This is a genomic window from Alcaligenes sp. GCM10023179 (assembly GCF_042653705.1).
In the GTDB taxonomy this organism is placed as follows: domain Bacteria; phylum Pseudomonadota; class Gammaproteobacteria; order Burkholderiales; family Burkholderiaceae_B; genus Alcaligenes; species Alcaligenes phenolicus.
Window position 1 is genome coordinate 1,320,910 of record NZ_JBHSIQ010000001.1, and the last position, 16,161, is coordinate 1,337,070.

At 54.9% G+C, this 16,161-nt stretch carries 17 protein-coding genes; 11 read left to right on the plus strand and 6 right to left on the minus strand.

The window, feature by feature from the left end; all coding sequences use genetic code 11:
* Positions 1-11: 11 nt before the first annotated feature.
* Positions 12-659 (plus strand): DUF4136 domain-containing protein, encoded by a 648-nt coding sequence (locus ACFPDR_RS05885; RefSeq protein ID WP_060186909.1) that lies wholly within the window; start codon positions 12-14, stop codon positions 657-659.
* A 95-nt stretch (positions 660-754) separates the two neighbouring features.
* On the opposite strand, the gene ACFPDR_RS05890 is transcribed toward ACFPDR_RS05885, so the two are convergent.
* The gene (locus ACFPDR_RS05890; protein WP_009456182.1) at positions 755-1,102 is read right to left on the minus strand and encodes an H-NS family nucleoid-associated regulatory protein; all 348 of its coding nucleotides are present in this window, start codon (positions 1,100-1,102) and stop codon (positions 755-757) included.
* Positions 1,103-1,630: 528 nt separating this feature from the next.
* On the opposite strand from ACFPDR_RS05890, the gene tldD reads away from it, so the two are divergent.
* Positions 1,631-3,091 (plus strand): metalloprotease TldD, encoded by a 1,461-nt coding sequence (gene tldD, locus ACFPDR_RS05895; RefSeq protein WP_009456184.1) that lies wholly within the window; start codon positions 1,631-1,633, stop codon positions 3,089-3,091.
* A 162-nt stretch (positions 3,092-3,253) separates the two neighbouring features.
* Here the strand turns inward: tldD and yddG are convergent, their stop codons facing one another.
* Positions 3,254-4,165, minus strand: a complete 912-nt coding sequence (gene yddG, locus ACFPDR_RS05900; RefSeq protein WP_203145636.1) for an aromatic amino acid DMT transporter YddG — start codon at positions 4,163-4,165, stop codon at positions 3,254-3,256.
* 427 nt (positions 4,166-4,592) lie between these two features.
* Here yddG and ACFPDR_RS05905 point away from each other — a divergent pair, with 427 nt between their 5' ends.
* The 7 genes from ACFPDR_RS05905 (at position 4,593) to ACFPDR_RS05935 (ending at position 9,871) form a co-directional block, all read left to right on the plus strand.
* Positions 4,593-5,120 (plus strand): MarR family winged helix-turn-helix transcriptional regulator, encoded by a 528-nt coding sequence (locus ACFPDR_RS05905; RefSeq protein WP_376910809.1) that lies wholly within the window; start codon positions 4,593-4,595, stop codon positions 5,118-5,120.
* On the plus strand, positions 5,117-5,674 hold the full coding sequence (gene ectA / locus ACFPDR_RS05910) for a diaminobutyrate acetyltransferase (protein WP_376910811.1): 558 nt from the start codon (positions 5,117-5,119) through the stop codon (positions 5,672-5,674). The genes ACFPDR_RS05905 and ectA overlap by 4 nt, the downstream gene beginning before the upstream one ends.
* A gap of 97 nt (positions 5,675-5,771) precedes the next feature.
* Entirely contained in the window at positions 5,772-7,079 is a 1,308-nt protein-coding gene (gene ectB, locus ACFPDR_RS05915) for a diaminobutyrate--2-oxoglutarate transaminase (RefSeq protein ID WP_009456189.1), read from the plus strand.
* Complete coding sequence (locus tag ACFPDR_RS05920) at positions 7,079-7,471, plus strand: ectoine synthase (RefSeq protein ID WP_009456191.1); 393 nt, start codon at positions 7,079-7,081, stop codon at positions 7,469-7,471. The genes ectB and ACFPDR_RS05920 overlap by 1 nt, the downstream gene beginning before the upstream one ends.
* An 18-nt stretch (positions 7,472-7,489) precedes the next feature.
* Positions 7,490-8,413 carry an ectoine hydroxylase gene (thpD, locus tag ACFPDR_RS05925; protein WP_035272589.1) on the plus strand — a complete coding sequence of 308 codons (924 nt, stop codon included), beginning with the start codon at positions 7,490-7,492 and terminating at the stop codon, positions 8,411-8,413.
* A gap of 372 nt (positions 8,414-8,785) precedes the next feature.
* Entirely contained in the window at positions 8,786-9,394 is a 609-nt protein-coding gene (locus ACFPDR_RS05930) for a DUF2239 family protein (protein WP_203145638.1), read from the plus strand.
* Between the two features lie 21 nt (positions 9,395-9,415).
* Positions 9,416-9,871, plus strand: coding sequence for a DUF1330 domain-containing protein (locus ACFPDR_RS05935; RefSeq protein ID WP_247966632.1), 456 nt, complete (start codon positions 9,416-9,418; stop codon positions 9,869-9,871).
* Between the two features lie 48 nt (positions 9,872-9,919).
* Here ACFPDR_RS05935 and ehuA read toward each other — a convergent pair whose 3' ends face one another.
* The 4 genes from ehuA to ehuB form a co-directional block, all read right to left on the minus strand.
* The gene (gene ehuA / locus ACFPDR_RS05940) at positions 9,920-10,705 is read right to left on the minus strand and encodes an ectoine/hydroxyectoine ABC transporter ATP-binding protein EhuA (RefSeq protein WP_009456195.1); all 786 of its coding nucleotides are present in this window, start codon (positions 10,703-10,705) and stop codon (positions 9,920-9,922) included.
* Positions 10,702-11,394 (minus strand): ectoine/hydroxyectoine ABC transporter permease subunit EhuD, encoded by a 693-nt coding sequence (gene ehuD, locus ACFPDR_RS05945; RefSeq protein WP_083053302.1) that lies wholly within the window; start codon positions 11,392-11,394, stop codon positions 10,702-10,704. Before ehuD ends, ehuA begins: the two co-directional genes overlap by 4 nt.
* Positions 11,395-11,396: 2 nt before the next feature.
* Positions 11,397-12,068 carry an ectoine/hydroxyectoine ABC transporter permease subunit EhuC gene (gene ehuC / locus ACFPDR_RS05950; protein WP_009456199.1) on the minus strand — a complete coding sequence of 224 codons (672 nt, stop codon included), beginning with the start codon at positions 12,066-12,068 and terminating at the stop codon, positions 11,397-11,399.
* A 102-nt stretch (positions 12,069-12,170) separates the two neighbouring features.
* Positions 12,171-13,037, minus strand: coding sequence for an ectoine/hydroxyectoine ABC transporter substrate-binding protein EhuB (ehuB, locus tag ACFPDR_RS05955; RefSeq protein WP_035272602.1), 867 nt, complete (start codon positions 13,035-13,037; stop codon positions 12,171-12,173).
* Between the two features lie 520 nt (positions 13,038-13,557).
* Between ehuB and ACFPDR_RS05960 the strand changes: the two genes are divergently transcribed.
* Positions 13,558-15,645, plus strand: coding sequence for a carbon starvation CstA family protein (locus ACFPDR_RS05960; protein ID WP_083053303.1), 2,088 nt, complete (start codon positions 13,558-13,560; stop codon positions 15,643-15,645).
* A gap of 1 nt (position 15,646) precedes the next feature.
* Complete coding sequence (locus tag ACFPDR_RS05965) at positions 15,647-15,877, plus strand: YbdD/YjiX family protein (protein ID WP_376910817.1); 231 nt, start codon at positions 15,647-15,649, stop codon at positions 15,875-15,877.
* The last annotated feature ends 284 nt before the right edge of the window (positions 15,878-16,161 follow it).

A 16,161-nucleotide genomic window follows, 5' to 3' on the forward strand; every position in this document is an offset into this window, starting at 1 on the left:
AGGGTGAAACTATGACGTTATTTTCTGAAGGGGTTTCCTGGCGCGCCCTACGCCTGATGAGCCTGGTATTGGCGGTTTTGACCACGGCTTGCGCTGCGCCTAGCTGGTCCGCCAAATTGACGCGTTATCAGCAATGGCCCACGGCGACCAGTGGCGATACCTATTACATCAAGTCCTCGCCGGACAAAAGCAGTAGTCTGCAATACCAGTCTTTTGCAGATTCTGTACGGGCCTCTATTGGTGTGACCGGACTGGTGCAAGCAGCGGATCTGAAGTCTGCGCGTTTTGTAGTGCAAATGGATTATGGCAATCCGCAAGAACAAAGCTGGGTGCCTCAATTTGCAGATAGTTTTTATGGTCCATCGGCGTGGGGAATCGGGCGCGGCTATTATGCGCCAAATGATGGTTGGGGCGGAGGTTTCTTTTATTCTCCGAATGTAGTGAATGTTCCTGTCACTGTGTATAAAAATTATCTAAATGTAATCATTACAGATAATCAAAACTCGGGCGCGGAAGTGTATCGCGCCACCGCCGTGTCTTATAGCCATTCCGACAACCTGGACCAGCAGATGCCGTTTTTGTCCCAGGCCATATTTGATGGTTTCCCGGGTAATAATGGACAAGTGATTGATATCCGATATCCTTTAGCTCGGGATTGAGTCGCCAGAACCCCGGCATTATGTAGGGGATTTATATCAATAAGAAAGGGACCGCTTTTTCAAGCGGTCCCTTTCTTTTGTTTGGTTCCCAAAACTTATTTGATAAGGAACTCTTCACGGCTGCGACCATTGGCTTCAGCATCGATAATCCAGCGTGGTGGGCGGCCACGGCCCGTCCAGGTGTCCTGGGTGCCGGGGTGGCGGTATTTTGGAGGCAGGCTGGTTTTAGGGCCGTTGGAACCAGCACCAGCGCCGCGGCGGGCGGAATTTTCCAGCGCTTCAGCGACTTCTTCAATCGTGATCTCGTTATCTTGCATGGACTTGACGATAGACGCGATGACAGGACGACGCTGTTTGACTCGAAGGGATTTCATCTGCTTTTGCAGACGCAGAATCTCTTTTTCTATCTTTTGCTTCGCGGAGCTGTAAGTTTCGACTGACATATGGGATTCCTGTTTCATGATTGTAGTTATCTGATAAACCCTGCCTGTACAAGCTCGTGTTTATCATGCGAAAACAGTGTACTTTGATTTTCTTGAAAAGATAAGTGGTTTGGATAAAAAATAAACGCTTAATCAAAAAGGTGTTTGGTTTTTGTAATTATTTAAGGTCATTAGACAATTCAATGGCTCTTGATTATTTAATCTAATCAGGGGTTATCATGAATTTGAATGGGTTTATATCAAAACCATATAGGTGGGTTTCTAATTAGGAAGATTTTAAAATAGTTTTAATTCCGTATCAGAAAATGTCGTAATTGGAATTTTTGAACCTATTAGTTCAACAGGCTGATTCATGGTTCTGAAAGCCAGGAAACTGCCCGATCAGTACGTCGGCATCGCATACGGGGGCACATTCTGTTTTAATGCTCAGATGGACGGAAGCCAAGTTGATGTCAGCACGTCTTTTGGTACCCATTTTCGTCCCTTGCAGCCATGGGTTTGCCGGGGATCTGTCAGTAGGAATAAACGATGAAGTTAGTTGATCCGGCTATCAATGCCCTGGAATGCGCCCGTGGACTGTTGCTTGAGCCCTGGGGCTTGAATGAAAGCCATTTGTCCGGCGCGCTCGGTGAGATCTTCACCCATCAGGCTGACTATGCCGACCTGTATTTTCAGTACACCCGCAGCGAAGGCTGGGCGCTGGACGAAGGAATCGTCAAAAGCGGCAGCTTTTCCATTGAGCAGGGCGTGGGTGTGCGCGCATTAAGTGGCGAGAAAACCGCCTTTGCCTATTCGGATTCCCTCAGCCCCGAGGCTTTGTTGTCTTCGGCCCGCGTGGTGCGCTCGATTGCCCGCCAGGGCGGTTCAGGTAAAAGCGGCATTTTGGTGCCAGCCGACACGCAGCGCCCCACCTTGTATACGGGCACAGACCCTATTGCCAGCCTGCCTGCTCCTGAAAAAGTAGCCCTGTTGGGGCGACTGGATGCCTTGGCTCGTGCAGCGGACCCGCGCGTGGTGCAGGTCATGGCCAGTCTGGGTGCGGAATACGATGTCGTGCTGGTGGCCGGTAGCGATGGTCGTCTGGCCGCCGATGTACGCCCCTTGGTGCATTTGTCCTTGTCGGTCATTGTTGAACAAAATGGCCGCCGTGAACGCGGCTCGGCGGCAGGTGGTGGACGGGTTGATCTGTCCTACTTCTCCGACGATATGCTGCGCAGCTACGTGGATAAGGCCGTGCGTTCGGCCATGACGAATCTGGAAGCCAAACCCGCACCTGCCGGTCAGATGACGGTGGTTCTGGGCCCAGGTTGGCCAGGTGTCATGCTGCATGAAGCCGTGGGCCACGGTTTGGAAGGGGACTTTAACCGTCGTGGCAGCAGCCTGTTCTCGGGTCGTATTGGCCAGCGCGTGGCGTCCAAGGGCGTGACCGTCATTGACGATGGCACCCTGGAAAACCGCCGTGGCTCCTTGAATATGGATGATGAGGGCAATGCCACACAACGTACCGTCTTGATTGAAGACGGTATTTTGAAAGGCTATTTGCAAGACACCCATAATGCGCGTCTGATGGGCGCTGCCATTACGGGCAACGGTCGACGCGAGTCCTACGCCAGCCTTCCTTTGCCACGCATGACCAACACTTTTATGTTGGGTGGCGATAAAGACCCTCAGGAAATTATTGCCTCGGTTAAAAAGGGTTTATATGCCGTAGACTTCGGTGGCGGCCAGGTCGATATTACTAGCGGTAAGTTTGTTTTCTCGGCCTCGGAAGCCTGGGTGATTGAAAACGGCAAACTGATGTATCCCGTCAAAGGTGCCACTTTGATTGGTAGCGGCCCCGATGCCATGAACCAAATCAGCATGATCGGTAATGACATGCAGTTGGATTCAGGAGTGGGGACTTGTGGTAAAGAAGGTCAAAGCGTTCCGGTTGGAGTCGGTATTCCTACCGTGCGGATGGAAAATCTGACCGTAGGTGGAACCGCCTGATTTAATTTGCTGGCTAATCAAAATAGATAAAAAGAACCGCCCCCCTTAATTCAAGGTTGGGCGGTTTTTTTATGCTGCTTTTATTGCAGTGCAGCAAATAGAATTTAATTTTGATTTTTGCTCATCAGGCACAGCCGTGCCCGGATTAATGAATATGGTTTTTCAGGTAGCACTTTTCATTGGCCTGGGTTTGCAGACCCGGATGGCCAGCCAGCACAACAAGGCGCCCGAACACACCATGGCCGAGCCTTGCCAGAAGCTGGGCGTCAAGGGAGCCTGCAGCAAAAAAGTAGACAGGGCGGCTGACAATACTGGAATGAAGTAGGAGGCGCCGGCCAGTATGGTGACATTGCCGTGCAAAATACCCACGTTCCAGGCCGCATAGCCAAAGCCCATCGCCATGGCCGCCAGCAGCAAGTAGATCAGTGCTGGAAGGGTAAAGGTCATTGCAGGTGCTCCTTGGCCTAGATATTTCATCCACAAGACGGTGGCTGTCAGCATGAAAAACAAGGTAATGCCATTTTTGCCCTGGCCGATGCGTGCAGTCATGGTGCTGTAGCCCGCCCAGATCAGTGCGCCACTAAAGGCCAGGCCGTAGCTCAAGGGGTTGTCCTGCACATTCAGCCAGATGCCGTGCAGACTCAAACCTTGCTCACCGCCCAGAATCCAGCTGATACCCATCATGGACAAGAGCAGGCCTGGCGCGATCAGCCAGTTGGCTCTTTGCTTGTTGAACAGAATAGCGGCCACGATGGTAAAGGTGGGCCACAGATAATTAACCATTCCCACTTCAATCGCTTGCTGGCTGTTGTGGGCGTAGCCAATGGACAGAGCCAGGCACAGCTCATAGCAGACGAACAGAACGCTTCCCCAGATAAGGTAGCGGCGCGGAAAGTCGCGCAAGCGTACCCAGCTAAGCGATAAAAGAAGAAAGACAGAGGCCAGGGTGTAGATCAGTGCGGCGCCGCCAGTCGCACCCAGGTAGTCGCTGACGCTGCGTATCAGGCCGACAATCATGCTCCAAAGAACAATGGCGATCAGACCAATCAGGGTTGCCTTATCAGATTGCTTCATGCGGGTTTCAGTGTCTGCAAGGCACGGCGAGAACAGCAGCAGGCTTTACTTGGCCAAGAGACTTATGGGTTAATGGACCGGGTTTGTATCAGACTGTGCCGGTTTGCAAGCAGGGCTGTGACGCGGCACACCCGGTCTTGAGTGAAAACCGACAGGCCCCCACGGCAAGGGCTCGTGGCAGTTTACTGTAAGCGGCGTGTCGGCTCGAGCCACTCATGGCGAAAAGGGGAGCAGGCAGGGGATTTTCTGCGCCTTGCTGGTCCACCCCCGTAAGCCAGGGTACTTACATTTTTTTGGACTTTGAGTCAGAACCTCTTGTTTATGCTCTCTATGATTTTGAGTGTAAATCGGTTTGACTTGAATCTTTTCTAGGCATATCATTTCAACACGAATTAATCGTGCTGAATTATTTTGTTTGGCTAATTAAATGACCACAAATCAACACTACGATTTACGAATTTTGCGGGCTTTGCGCCAGATCACGCGCTCGATTGCCCTGCATTCCAGGCAACTGTCGGCGTACAGCAATATCACCGCGCCCCAGTTGATCTGCCTGCGCACCATTATCGAAAAAGGCCCGTTGACGGCCACGGCCATCAGCCGCGAAATGCACGTCAGCCCCAGCACCGTGGTTGGTATTCTGGACCGCCTGGAAGACAAGAAGCTGGTGCTGCGCGAGCGTGGTCGTGAAGATCGACGCATTGTATTTGTCAGTGCGACACCAGAAGGGGAGACCCTGGCACGCGATACGCCGTCCCCCTTGCAAAAGAAGTTGTCGGACGCCTTGAAAGAGTTGCCCGAGCTGGAACAGGCCACCATGACCTTGTCCCTGGAGCGCATTGTGCGCTTGCTCGATGCTGACCCGGATGTTGTGCTGGAGGCCGACGATACGGCCTCGCCTATTCTTGAGGTCCCGGAAGGGGATGTACCCCCCGAATCCGGGTTGGTGGTTTGACGGACCGACCTAGTCCGGGCAGCTCGGCAGGCAGCATCACTGCCGCCGATCCTGCCCCCAGTGACCCGGCGCTGATACTGCGTGCGCCCCTGTTGCGTGATGCGGCCGCAATCCATCAGCTGATTGCCGACAGCCCGCCACTGGATCTGAATTCTGAATATCTCTATTTGCTGCTCAGCGAGCACTTTTCCCAGACCTGCGTTGTCGCGCAGCGTGGGGAAAAAATAGACGGTTTCATCTCTGCCTACTTTCTCCCCGACCGTCCTGATGTGCTCTTTGTGTGGCAAGTGGCCGTGCATGAGCGCGCCCGTGGGCGTCGTCTGGGGCAGGCCATGCTGGAGCATCTGCGACAGCGTCTGCGTGGCCGTTCCTTGCGCTATCTGGAAACGACGGTCAGCCCCGGTAACCGGGCTTCGCGTGGCCTGTTTGCGGCCATGGCCCGGCGTTGGGGCGCTCCCATGCAGGAACAGGAATTCTTTGATACCGCCTTGTTTGCCGCACAGGCTCACGAGGCAGAACCTCTATTACGAATCGGCCCCTTGGACTCTGGATAAGAGGGGACTTTACGCAAATGAACGGTAGAGCCGGTCTGGTTCGCTGATTGTTGTTTGTCGGCTCAAGACACGCCGTTCTATAACCAGGAGAGGAAATATGACTGATTTAAAAATATTCGACCGGATGGAGTCTGAAGTAAGGGGCTACGTCCGGTCCTTCCCGGTCATTTTCAACAAAGCCCGAGGCTCGGTTTTGGAGGACGAGTCAGGCAGGCAATACATCGATTTTTTCAGTGGAGCCGGTACGCTCAACTATGGGCATAACAATCCCCATCTGAAAGAAAAGCTGATTGAATACCTGAACACCGACGGCTTGGTACACGGTTTGGACATGGCCACCAGCGCCAAGAAATACTTTCTTGAAACGGTGGACAAAGTGCTGCTCAAACCGCGCGGGTGGGACTACCGCTTGCAGTTTACGGGGCCTACCGGCACCAATGCCGTGGAGGCGGCGTTAAAACTGGCACGCCAGGTCAAGGGGCGCCAGAATGTGATTTCCTTTACGCACGGTTTCCACGGCGTCAGCACGGGTTCCCTGGCAGTGACGGCGAACTCCAAGTTTCGTAGTGCAGCGGGTGTGGCCCTGGGCAATACCTCGTTCATGCCCTATGACGGCTACTTGGGACCGGACGTCAATACGATGGCTTATCTGGAGCGCTTGCTGGAAGACCCCAGCAGTGGTCTGGACCATCCTGCCGCGGTCATCGTGGAAACCGTGCAAGGTGAAGGGGGTGTGAACGTTGCTACACAGCGCTGGCTGCGTGAACTGCAACGTCTGTGCCGCGAGCACGATATGCTGCTGATTGTCGATGACATTCAGGTCGGTTGTGGTCGCACGGGCCGTTTCTTCAGCTTCGAGCAGGCCGGTATCAGCCCTGACATCATCACCTTGTCCAAATCCTTGTCCGGTTTTGGCTTGCCCATGTCTCTGGTTTTGTTGCGTCCTGAACTGGACGTATGGAAACCCAGCGCCCATAACGGCACCTTCCGTGGCAATAACCTGGCTTTCGTGACTGCGGCTCAAGCTCTGGAAAGCTACTGGGCCAACGAGGACTTTGAAGCCGAGATCCAGGGTAAGGAGCGTCAAGTGCGCGACTGGCTGGAAAACCTGGTGCACAGCTATCCAGATCGTGGTTTGAGCGTACGTGGTCGCGGCCTGATCCAGGGCCTGGTGACGCCGCCCGGTGCCGGTCTGGCCAATGAAATTGCTGCACAGGCTTTCAAGCAGGGTCTGGTGATTGAAACCTCGGGCGCCCACGACGAAGTTCTGAAGCTGCTGCCTGCCCTGACGATCAGCAATGAAGAGCTGACTCAAGGCCTGGACATTATTGAACGCAGCGTGGCCCAGTGCCTGTCCAAGCGCGGCAGCCAGGCCAAGATTCTGAAGATTGGAGGAGCACGCTAATGTTGGTCAAGAACGTACAAGATGTGATTGGAACCCGTGACGAGGTGCGCACAGACACCTGGGTCAGCCGCCGTGTTTTGCTCAAGAAAGACGGCATGGGTTTTTCCTTTCATGAAACCGTTATATTTCCTGGCACCGAAACCCACATCCACTACCAGAATCATCTGGAAGCGGTGTGGTGCATCGAGGGCGATGGCGAAATCGAAACCGTTGCCGACGGCAAGAAATACGATTTGGGTCCAGGCGTAGTCTATGCCCTGGACCAGCACGATGAACACTATCTGCGCGGTGGCAAAGAGCCGCTGCGAGTGATCTGCGTGTTCAATCCGCCCCTGACCGGTCAGGAGGTTCACGATGAGAAAGGGGTTTACCCAGCCATCGTGGAAGACTGAAGACCTAAGGAGAGCATGATGACAGTGACCATGAGCGATCTGTACACATCCCGTACAGAACGAACGGCGGCCATCGTCAGCCGCCAGGAGCCGGTGGTGTATCCGGATCCGGTAGGTAGCCAGCCTTTGAACAAGTCCCAGCTGCGGGAGTACGAGGACAATGGCTTTTTGCTGCTGCCTGATTTGTTCAATGCGCAGGAAGTGCAAGCCTTGCTGGGCAATGTGGAAGCCATGAGCACCGATCCCGGCATCTTGTCGCGTGAAGAAGCGGTGGTGGAAAAGGGCAGTCAGGCCGTGCGCTCGATCTTTCGAGTGCACGAGTTAAGCGAGCTGATTGCCCGCCTGGTGCGCGACCCGCGTGTACTGGATGTGGCCCGCCAGATTCTGGGCTCGGAGGTGTATGTGCATCAGTCCCGTGCCAACCTGAAACCGGGCTTTACCGGCAAGGAGTTTTACTGGCATTCGGATTTCGAGACCTGGCATATCGAAGATGGCATGCCGCAAATGCGCGCCTTAAGTTGCTCGGTGCTGCTGACGGACAATAATGTGTGCAATGGCCCCTTGATGCTGGTGCCGGGTTCACACCGTCAGTTCATCTCCTGCACGGGGCAAACGCCGGACAACCATTACAAGGAGTCCTTGCGCAAGCAGGAGTATGGCGTACCCGATCCGATCAGCCTGCGTTTGCTGGTGGATCAGGGTGGCATTGAAGCCATTACTGCCAAGGCCGGTTCGGTGATCTTTTTTGACTGCAATACCTTGCACGGCTCGGCCAGCAATATCTCGCCTTGGCCACGAGCCAATGTGTTTACGGTCTATAACAGCGTGGAAAACTGCGTGGGTGATCCCAAGCAGGGGCTGACACCCCGTCCTGCGCATGTGGCCACTCGCGGGCAGTTCCCTGTCCTGACGCCGTTGAACGGACCGCTGCTGGAGTCCTAGGCAGAAAGAAGGTCTGCGCCTTGTGCGCAGACCTGGCCGGATAAGACGCTCCCTGGATTTATTTCAGGGGGCGTTTTTTTGTGGGCTCAGGATTGTGAAGAAGAGGGGAACGGCCAGCGTCTGGGGGCGGGCGTTGGTAAATGACGGGTCTGCACCGTACTGATTGGCCGGCGTCCGGAAAAGCAGTTATCGGAGATGCTCATCAGATATGACTCGGCATGTCCAGGAGTCCTTGTGATGGCTGCTGGACGGGATCAACTGTGTTAATGCACCCAATTAGCAACAATTGTTTATTTTTACCCGGATAATATTGACGAATCAATATCATCCGGGTAAAAATAGAACCTTCTTACTTGAAGCTCTGGTTTTGACATGAAAACGACTTACCCCAATACCTACACCAGCTTTATGGGCCACCGCCGTATCGCGTCCGGTCCCATGCTGACCAATGTGCTGGCCGTGAAGAAAGTGCTGGAGAGCCGGGTTAACGATCCCGTGCTGATCTTTGACGATGTGACAGGTCGTTTTGTGGATGTGAACACCCAAGGGACGGACGAAGAGCTGGCGCAACGCTATGCGCCAGTGGATGCTCCTGAAGTAGAGGTCGAGCAGACAGAGGAAGAAGCTCCACGCGGCCGTGGTCGCCCTAAGCTGGGCGTGATTCCTCGTGAAGTGACCTTGTTGCCACGACATTGGGATTGGCTGGCGACTCAACCCGGAGGGGCATCGGTTGCGCTACGCAAACTGGTTGAAGAAGCTCGCCGTGCCAGCGCCGCCAAAGATCAGCGTCGCCAGGCGCAGGAACGAGCCTATAACTTCATGACGGCAATCGGTGGAGATTTGCCTGGCTTTGAGGAAGCGATGCGAGCCTTGTTTGCTGATGAGCTGGAGCGCTTCAAAACCCTGCTGGCTGGCTGGCCGGAAGATGTGCGGGAGCATGCGATCAAGCTGGCTGAAACTCCGGTGACACTTTCGGCCTAACAAGATTTGAGGACAAAGATCATGAATGCCAATCCTGAGCCGCGTGTGTATCTGGAGCCGACACAGGCGTCAGGCCGTGCTTTTGTCATGCGTCATTTGCAGGGCAGCGTCACCATGTTAAATCTGCTGCGCTTTCGCCGTGTGGCGGATTACTGCGCTTGTCCAGAACTGGCTCCTGAAACACCCATCAGTGGAGCAGAGGCGTTTGAGCGATATATCGAACACACTCTGCCATTTCTGCACGCAAGTGGTGGCCAGCTTTTATTTTTGGGTTCTGGCGGGTCATTCTTGATTGGGCCAGAAGAGGAGCGCTGGGATCTGGCCATGCTGGTTAAGCAGCAAAGCGCGGATTCCTTTCTGGCTTTTGCTGATAATACGGACTACTTGAAAGGGCTGGCTCATCGTAGCGCAGCGCTTGAGGATTCCCGCCTGTTGCCTTTGCAGGAGATGGCTACCTTTTCGGCCAAAGCTGCTTGAAGGTGGCTCAGGGCAGAGCCACCTCCAAGTGACGTAGAGCGCAAGTGTTCAAGCCGCCTGAATAAAGTTGCTCAAGAACGCCTGCGTCCGCGCTTCCTGCGGATGGCAGAACACTTGTTCAGGCGGGCCGGACTCCACGATCACGCCTTTATCAAAGAAGCAGACGCGGTCTGAGACTTCCTTGGCAAATTGCATTTCGTGGGTCACCAGCAGAATCGTCAGATCCTGTTCCTGACTCAGCTTTTGAATCACGCCCAGCACTTCGCCCACCAGTTCCGGGTCCAGAGCCGAGGTAGGTTCGTCAAACAGCAGAATATTGGGTTCCATCGCCAGGGCCCGGGCGATGCCCACGCGCTGTTGCTGTCCGCCAGAGAGCTGGCTGGGGAATTTGTCGGCATGGTCGATCAGGCCCACCAGATCCAGATACTTGGTGGCCCGTTCGCGCGCCTGTTCTTTGGACAGGCCCAGCACATGGGTGGGCGCTTCAGTCACATTGCGCATCACCGTCATATGCGGGAACAGGTTGAACTGCTGGAACACCATGCCCATTTCCTTGCGCATCTCGCGCAAGTGGTTCTGGCTGGCGGGCACCAGCTTGTCATCGACCCGCTCGTGCCAGAGGGGTTTGCCCGCTACCGTGATGACACCTTCGTCGATGGTCTCCAGCGTCATCAGAATGCGCAGCACGGTGGATTTACCGGAACCGGAAGGGCCGATGATGGTGACTTTTTCACCTGGTTCGACCTGGAAGTTCAAGGCGTCCAGCACGGTGACATCACCAAATTTCTTGGTGACATTGTCAAATTGAATGATGGGGTTCGTAGAGTCAGTCATCGCAGGGGGATTCCTTGCTTGGGCAAACGCTGGTCCAGCGCTCGTACCCCAGCGGATGCCAGGAGGGTCAGCAGCAGATACAGGCCGCCCACCATGGACAGGGGAATGATGTAGTTAAAGGTACGGTCACCGATAATCTTGGCCACATTCAGAACTTCCAGTACCGATACAACAGAGAGTACAGGCACGTCTTTCATGATGGACACCAGATAATTACCCATGGCCGGAATGATGCGCGGGATGGCCTGGGGCAGAGTGATGACCATAAAGGTACGCAGCGGGGAAATGTCCAGTGCGCGGGCTGCTTCAGTCTGGCCATGGGTAACGGACTCCAGACCGGCTCGGTAGACCTCGGACAGATAGGCGCTGTACTGCACCCCCAGCGCCAGTGCGCCGGTCAGAAAGGCGGGCAGCACAATCCCGTAGTCCGGTAGCACGTAGTACAGGAAAAATAATTGCACCAGCAAAGGCGTGTCGCGCAGGAATTCGGTCAGCACATAGGCGGGCCAGGAAATCAGGCGCAGACGCACACTTTTCAGGCCTGCCAGAATCAGTCCCAAGACAGCCGCAACACCAAAGCCCAGTACGGCGGCCTGGATGGTGACCCATAAGCCTTTAAGCAAAATAGGCAGGATAGACAGCGCAAATGCTCCGTTGCTGCTGGTGTCCCATTCAATACCAAACAGCATGTTCAGCTCCTTTGCGCACGCCAGCGGCCGGTTGCGCGTTCCAGCAATTTCATCAGGACGGTCAGCACCAGTGCCATGCCGAAGTACATCAGCAAGAGCAGGGTATAGATGGTGGTGCTGTCCTGGGTGAAGTTGCGTATTTGCTCAGCTCTGAAGCTCAAGTCGCCCAGACTGATCAGGGAGACCAGGGCGGTGTCTTTCAGATTTTGCACGGCCAGATTCCCGAAGCTGGGCATCATCTCTGGGATGGCCTGGGGCAGGCTGATGCGCCATAGGGTTTGGCGCTCTGTAAAGTCCAGGGCCTTGGCCGCTTCCAGTTGGGAGTGTGGCACGGCCTGGATGGCACCGCGCACCACTTCGGCACCGTAAGCGCCAATGTTCAGGCCCAGGGCCAGGGTGCCGGCCACGACCGGGTCCAGACGCCAGTCCAGACCCATGGACTCGCCCAGAATGGGCAGGGCAAAGTACAGCCAGAACAGCTGTACCAATAAAGAGGTGCCGCGAAAAACTTCAATAATCGTGACGGACAGCGAGCGCAGGGCCACCGAGTGGGACAGCCTGCCTATGCCCAGGGCAAAGGAGGCGATGGCTCCCACCACGGTTGAATACAGAGTGAGCTGTATGGTGACCCAGGCTCCGTCCATCAGGGCCGAGCTGTAACTTAACCAATCCATATCAGGTTCCAGACAAGGGCAGGCGGTACACCTTCAGTGCGCTGTCGGCCCTTGCAAGGGGCCGCGCAGGCCCGTGCGGCCGCCTTACCCGCAGGTGAAGGATCAGGCTTTACACAGCTGTTCCGTGGATTTCTCAAATGAGTGCTTGGCGTCTTCTTCGGTAAAGCCGTGTTTGCTCAGGATGGCTTTCCATTCATCGGTTTTCTTGAATTCGGCCAGTTCCTTGTTCACGGCGTCGCGCAGGTCTTCGGATTCCTTGGCAAAGGCAAAGCCGCCCCAGCTACGAACCGGGTTGCCATCAATGATGGGGTCCTTGAACTCGGCGGCCAGCTCGACTTTGCCGCCCCCTTTGGAGGCCAGATCACTGGCAGTCTGGCCAGTTGCGGCATAGGCATCGGCACGGCCGGTTGCCACGGTGGAGATCGCATCCGCGTTGTTGGAAATAGTGATCATGCGGTTATCGGGCACGCCCAGGGCCTGCATCATTTCCAGTTGATCGGCACCGGCCATGATGGCGATCTTGTGATCAGTCTTGGCGAAGTCTTCGTACGAGTGAATGTTCTTGGGGTTGCCCTTGGCGACCAGCAGGCCTTCACCGTAGGAGCTGTTGGGCTCGGAGAACAGCACGGTATTGCAACGTTGCGGCAGGATGGCCATTTCGGCGGCCACCATATCAAAGCGTTTGGCTTGCAGGCCGGGGATCAGGGAACCGAAATTAGCGGTTTCCCATTTGATTTCTTTGACGCCCAGACGCTCCATGATGGCCTGGGCCACTTCGGGGCCAGCGCCTTGGGCTTTGCCGGACATGTCCATGTATCCGTACGGAATTTCATTAGCAACGGCGACGCGAATCACGCCGCGCTCTTTGACTTGTTCCAGCGTGACTGCCTGGGCGCTGGAGGCGGCAGCCAGGGTGCCCAGCAGGGCAAAGGCCAACGCGCAGAGGGGCTTGGATTGTAGTTTCATCATGAGTCCTTTTCTCGCCTATACCATTTCGTTATAAATGATTTGTTTTACGAAAGATTTGCAGGGAAATCATAGCTTATAAAATCATTCGTACTCAAATTAAATGTATAGAAACTATCGAGTAAAGGGTCTGCTTAGCCTTTCTATATAAGGAAAGTGGCAGGTCTTAGGGAAAATGCGTGGTGTCTTGAGTACGTGTTTTCACTATGCTCCCAAGGATTAAAGAGCGCTTGTCCTCTCAAAAGCGCCTGGCTTATGCCTACCCCAGATTGATTCATGAATGAGTTCGGCGCGTCTTCGGGCGCGCCGACACCCTTTTGGAAAGTGCGCTTTGGCGCGCTTTCAAACCCTGCCGGTTCGGGAAATGCACGGTACCAAACGACTGTGCTGACCCCGCAAGAACGCCTGCCACACTCGGTATTGCGTCTCTTGTACAGGCAGCTGGCGACTTCTTCAGATCAGAAGCGCGGCCAGAAGAAAAAGTTGGTGACAGGCTTACTTAATGCAAAATCGTGGAGGCTCTATGAGCAGAGAAGAGGGCGGTTTTATAAAACAGCATCTGATTTGGGTGCTGGTTGCGGTGCTGGGGGCTTTTGCCCTGGGAACGGTGGCACTAAGCCGGGGGGAGAGCATCAATGCTCTATGGATCGTAGTCGCCGCAGTCTGCGTCTATTTAATTGCCTATCGTTATTACAGCCGTTTCATTGCTCGCAAGGTCTTTGAGCTGGACGCGACCCGCATGACGCCAGCGTGGCGTCATAACGATGGTCTGGATTATGTGCCGACCAATAAGCATGTGCTCTTCGGGCACCATTTTGCCGCCATTGCAGGGGCTGGCCCTTTGGTCGGGCCAGTGCTGGCTGCGCAAATGGGTTATCTGCCCGGCATGCTCTGGATTCTGGCCGGTGTGGTGTTTGCGGGGGCGGTGCAGGACTTCACGGTTCTGTTCATCTCCATGCGCCGCGACGGGCGCTCGCTGGGGGATCTGATCAAGTCCGAACTGGGCACGGTGCCCGGTGTGATTGCCTTGTTTGGCGCCTTCATGATCATGGTCATCATTCTGGCCGTGCTGGCGCTGATTGTGGTCAAAGCTCTGATCAACTCGCCATGGGGCACCTTCACGGTGGCAGCGACGATTCCGCTGGCTATCTTCATGGGGATTTATCTGCGTTTCCTGAGGCCGGGCCGTATTGGCGAGGTCTCGGTGATCGGGCTGATCTTCCTGCTGGCTGCGATTGTCTATGGTCAGAACGTGGCGGCCCACCCGACCTGGGGGCCCTTCTTCACCCTGAATGGCGAGGAGCTGACCTGGGCGCTGATTATTTACGGCTTTATTGCTGCTGTGCTGCCCGTGTGGCTGCTGCTGGCTCCGCGTGACTATCTGTCCACCTTCCTGAAAATTGGCACGATTGTGGGTCTGGCCATCGGGATTGTGATTGTGGCGCCCGAGCTGAAAATGCCAGCGACCACCAAGTTTATTGACGGCACAGGCCCGGTCTGGTCCGGCAGCTTGTTCCCCTTCCTGTTCATTACCATTGCTTGCGGTGCCGTGTCCGGTTTCCACGCTTTGATTTCCTCGGGCACCACGCCCAAGATGATCGAAAACGAAACCCAGGCGCGCTATATCGGCTATGGCGGTATGTTGATGGAGTCCTTTGTAGCCATCATGGCCCTGGTTGCGGCTTGCGTGATCGAGCCCGGCATTTACTACGCCATGAACAGCCCAGCCGCTTTGATTGGCACCACGCCTGAGCAGGCCGCACAAGTGGTGTCCAGCTGGGGCTTCCTGATTACTCCCGCTGATCTGACCCAAATGGCCAGCGACGTGGGTGAAAACAGCATTATTTCCCGTGCCGGTGGTGCTCCTACCCTGGCGGTGGGCATGGCCTTCATCTTGCATAACGTCATCGGCGGGCCGGCGATGATGAGCTTCTGGTATCACTTCGCCATTCTGTTTGAGGCCCTGTTCATTCTGACGGCGGTAGATGCCGGTACGCGTGCAGGTCGCTTCATGCTGCAAGACTTGATGGGTACTTTTGTGCCGGGCTTGCGGCGTACGGAGTCGCTGGTCGCCAACCTGATTGCCACATCCTTGTGCGTGGCGGCGTGGGGCTACTTCCTGTATCAGGGTGTGGTCGATCCACTGGGTGGTATCAACACCTTGTGGCCTTTGTTCGGTATTGCCAACCAGATGCTGGCAGCGGTGGCATTGGTACTGGGTACGGTGGTGCTCTTCAAGATGAAGAAAGACCGCTACGCATGGGTGACCGTGGTTCCCACTATCTGGCTGCTGATTTGCACGCTGGTGGCAGGCTTTCAGAAAATGTTCCACCCCGACCCCAAGATTGGCTTTTTGGCCCACGCCAAGGTTTATCAAAAAGGTCTGGCGGAACAAACTGTCATGGCACCGGCCAAATCTCTGGAGCAGATGCAACAGGTGATTTTCAACGATTACGTGAACTCCACCTTGTGCGGTCTGTTCATCTTTGTGGTCTTGAGCATGGTGTTCTTTGGCATCCGTTGCGTGCTGAAAGCACGTCGCAGCACGGAGCCGCATTCTGCCGAGACTCCGTACGAGCCATTACCGGCTCAAGCGGCAGCAGGAGCTTGATATGAAAGGATTATTGACAGGAGCCATTTCGCGCAGTGCCCAGGCAGGGTGGGGCACCGGGCGTTATCTGGCCACAACCTTGCGTCTGATGGTGGGCGTGCCTGATTACGAAACCTATCTGAATCATATGCGGGTGAACCACCCGGATCAGAAACCGATGGAGTACGCCGAGTTTTTCCGGGAGAGACAGCAAGCCCGGTATGGTGGCAAAGGGCGTATAGCCTGCTGCTAAATTAGGCGGCTAAGGGCCAGAACCCAGTGTTCTGGCCCTTTTGCATTTGTGCCTGGCAGTGTGCCATCAGGTTTGTATGTAGATGTAAAAATAAGACAAACAAGGCATCTAAACGATTTATCGTGGTTTTTCGCGATAACACGAAACAAAAGGGCCAATAAAAAACTCAAAACGAAACAATGATTTCGTTTGATGGTGTTTTTTAGGGTCCTGTTGGTATAAATATTTTGTTGTTCTGCGTTTTTGTGGATGAATCTTGCTGGTTTTGTTGGCGGCGCGTCAGG

Excerpts from the sequence above, each read along its gene's own strand:
- ACFPDR_RS05885 (WP_060186909.1), top strand. The coding sequence starts at position 12 with ATGACGTTATTTTCTGAAGGGGTTTCCTGGCGCGCCCTACGCCTGATG.
- ACFPDR_RS05890 (WP_009456182.1), bottom strand. The coding sequence starts at position 1,102 with ATGTCAGTCGAAACTTACAGCTCCGCGAAGCAAAAGATAGAAAAAGAG.
- tldD (WP_009456184.1), top strand. The coding sequence starts at position 1,631 with ATGAAGTTAGTTGATCCGGCTATCAATGCCCTGGAATGCGCCCGTGGA.
- yddG (WP_203145636.1), bottom strand. The coding sequence starts at position 4,165 with ATGAAGCAATCTGATAAGGCAACCCTGATTGGTCTGATCGCCATTGTT.
- ACFPDR_RS05905 (WP_376910809.1), top strand. The coding sequence starts at position 4,593 with ATGACCACAAATCAACACTACGATTTACGAATTTTGCGGGCTTTGCGC.
- ectB (WP_009456189.1), top strand. The coding sequence starts at position 5,772 with ATGACTGATTTAAAAATATTCGACCGGATGGAGTCTGAAGTAAGGGGC.
- ACFPDR_RS05920 (WP_009456191.1), top strand. The coding sequence starts at position 7,079 with ATGTTGGTCAAGAACGTACAAGATGTGATTGGAACCCGTGACGAGGTG.
- thpD (WP_035272589.1), top strand. The coding sequence starts at position 7,490 with ATGACAGTGACCATGAGCGATCTGTACACATCCCGTACAGAACGAACG.
- ACFPDR_RS05930 (WP_203145638.1), top strand. The coding sequence starts at position 8,786 with ATGAAAACGACTTACCCCAATACCTACACCAGCTTTATGGGCCACCGC.
- ACFPDR_RS05935 (WP_247966632.1), top strand. The coding sequence starts at position 9,416 with ATGAATGCCAATCCTGAGCCGCGTGTGTATCTGGAGCCGACACAGGCG.
- ehuA (WP_009456195.1), bottom strand. The coding sequence starts at position 10,705 with ATGACTGACTCTACGAACCCCATCATTCAATTTGACAATGTCACCAAG.
- ehuD (WP_083053302.1), bottom strand. The coding sequence starts at position 11,394 with ATGCTGTTTGGTATTGAATGGGACACCAGCAGCAACGGAGCATTTGCG.
- ehuC (WP_009456199.1), bottom strand. The coding sequence starts at position 12,068 with ATGGATTGGTTAAGTTACAGCTCGGCCCTGATGGACGGAGCCTGGGTC.
- ehuB (WP_035272602.1), bottom strand. The coding sequence starts at position 13,037 with ATGATGAAACTACAATCCAAGCCCCTCTGCGCGTTGGCCTTTGCCCTG.
- ACFPDR_RS05960 (WP_083053303.1), top strand. The coding sequence starts at position 13,558 with ATGAGCAGAGAAGAGGGCGGTTTTATAAAACAGCATCTGATTTGGGTG.
- ACFPDR_RS05965 (WP_376910817.1), top strand. The coding sequence starts at position 15,647 with ATGAAAGGATTATTGACAGGAGCCATTTCGCGCAGTGCCCAGGCAGGG.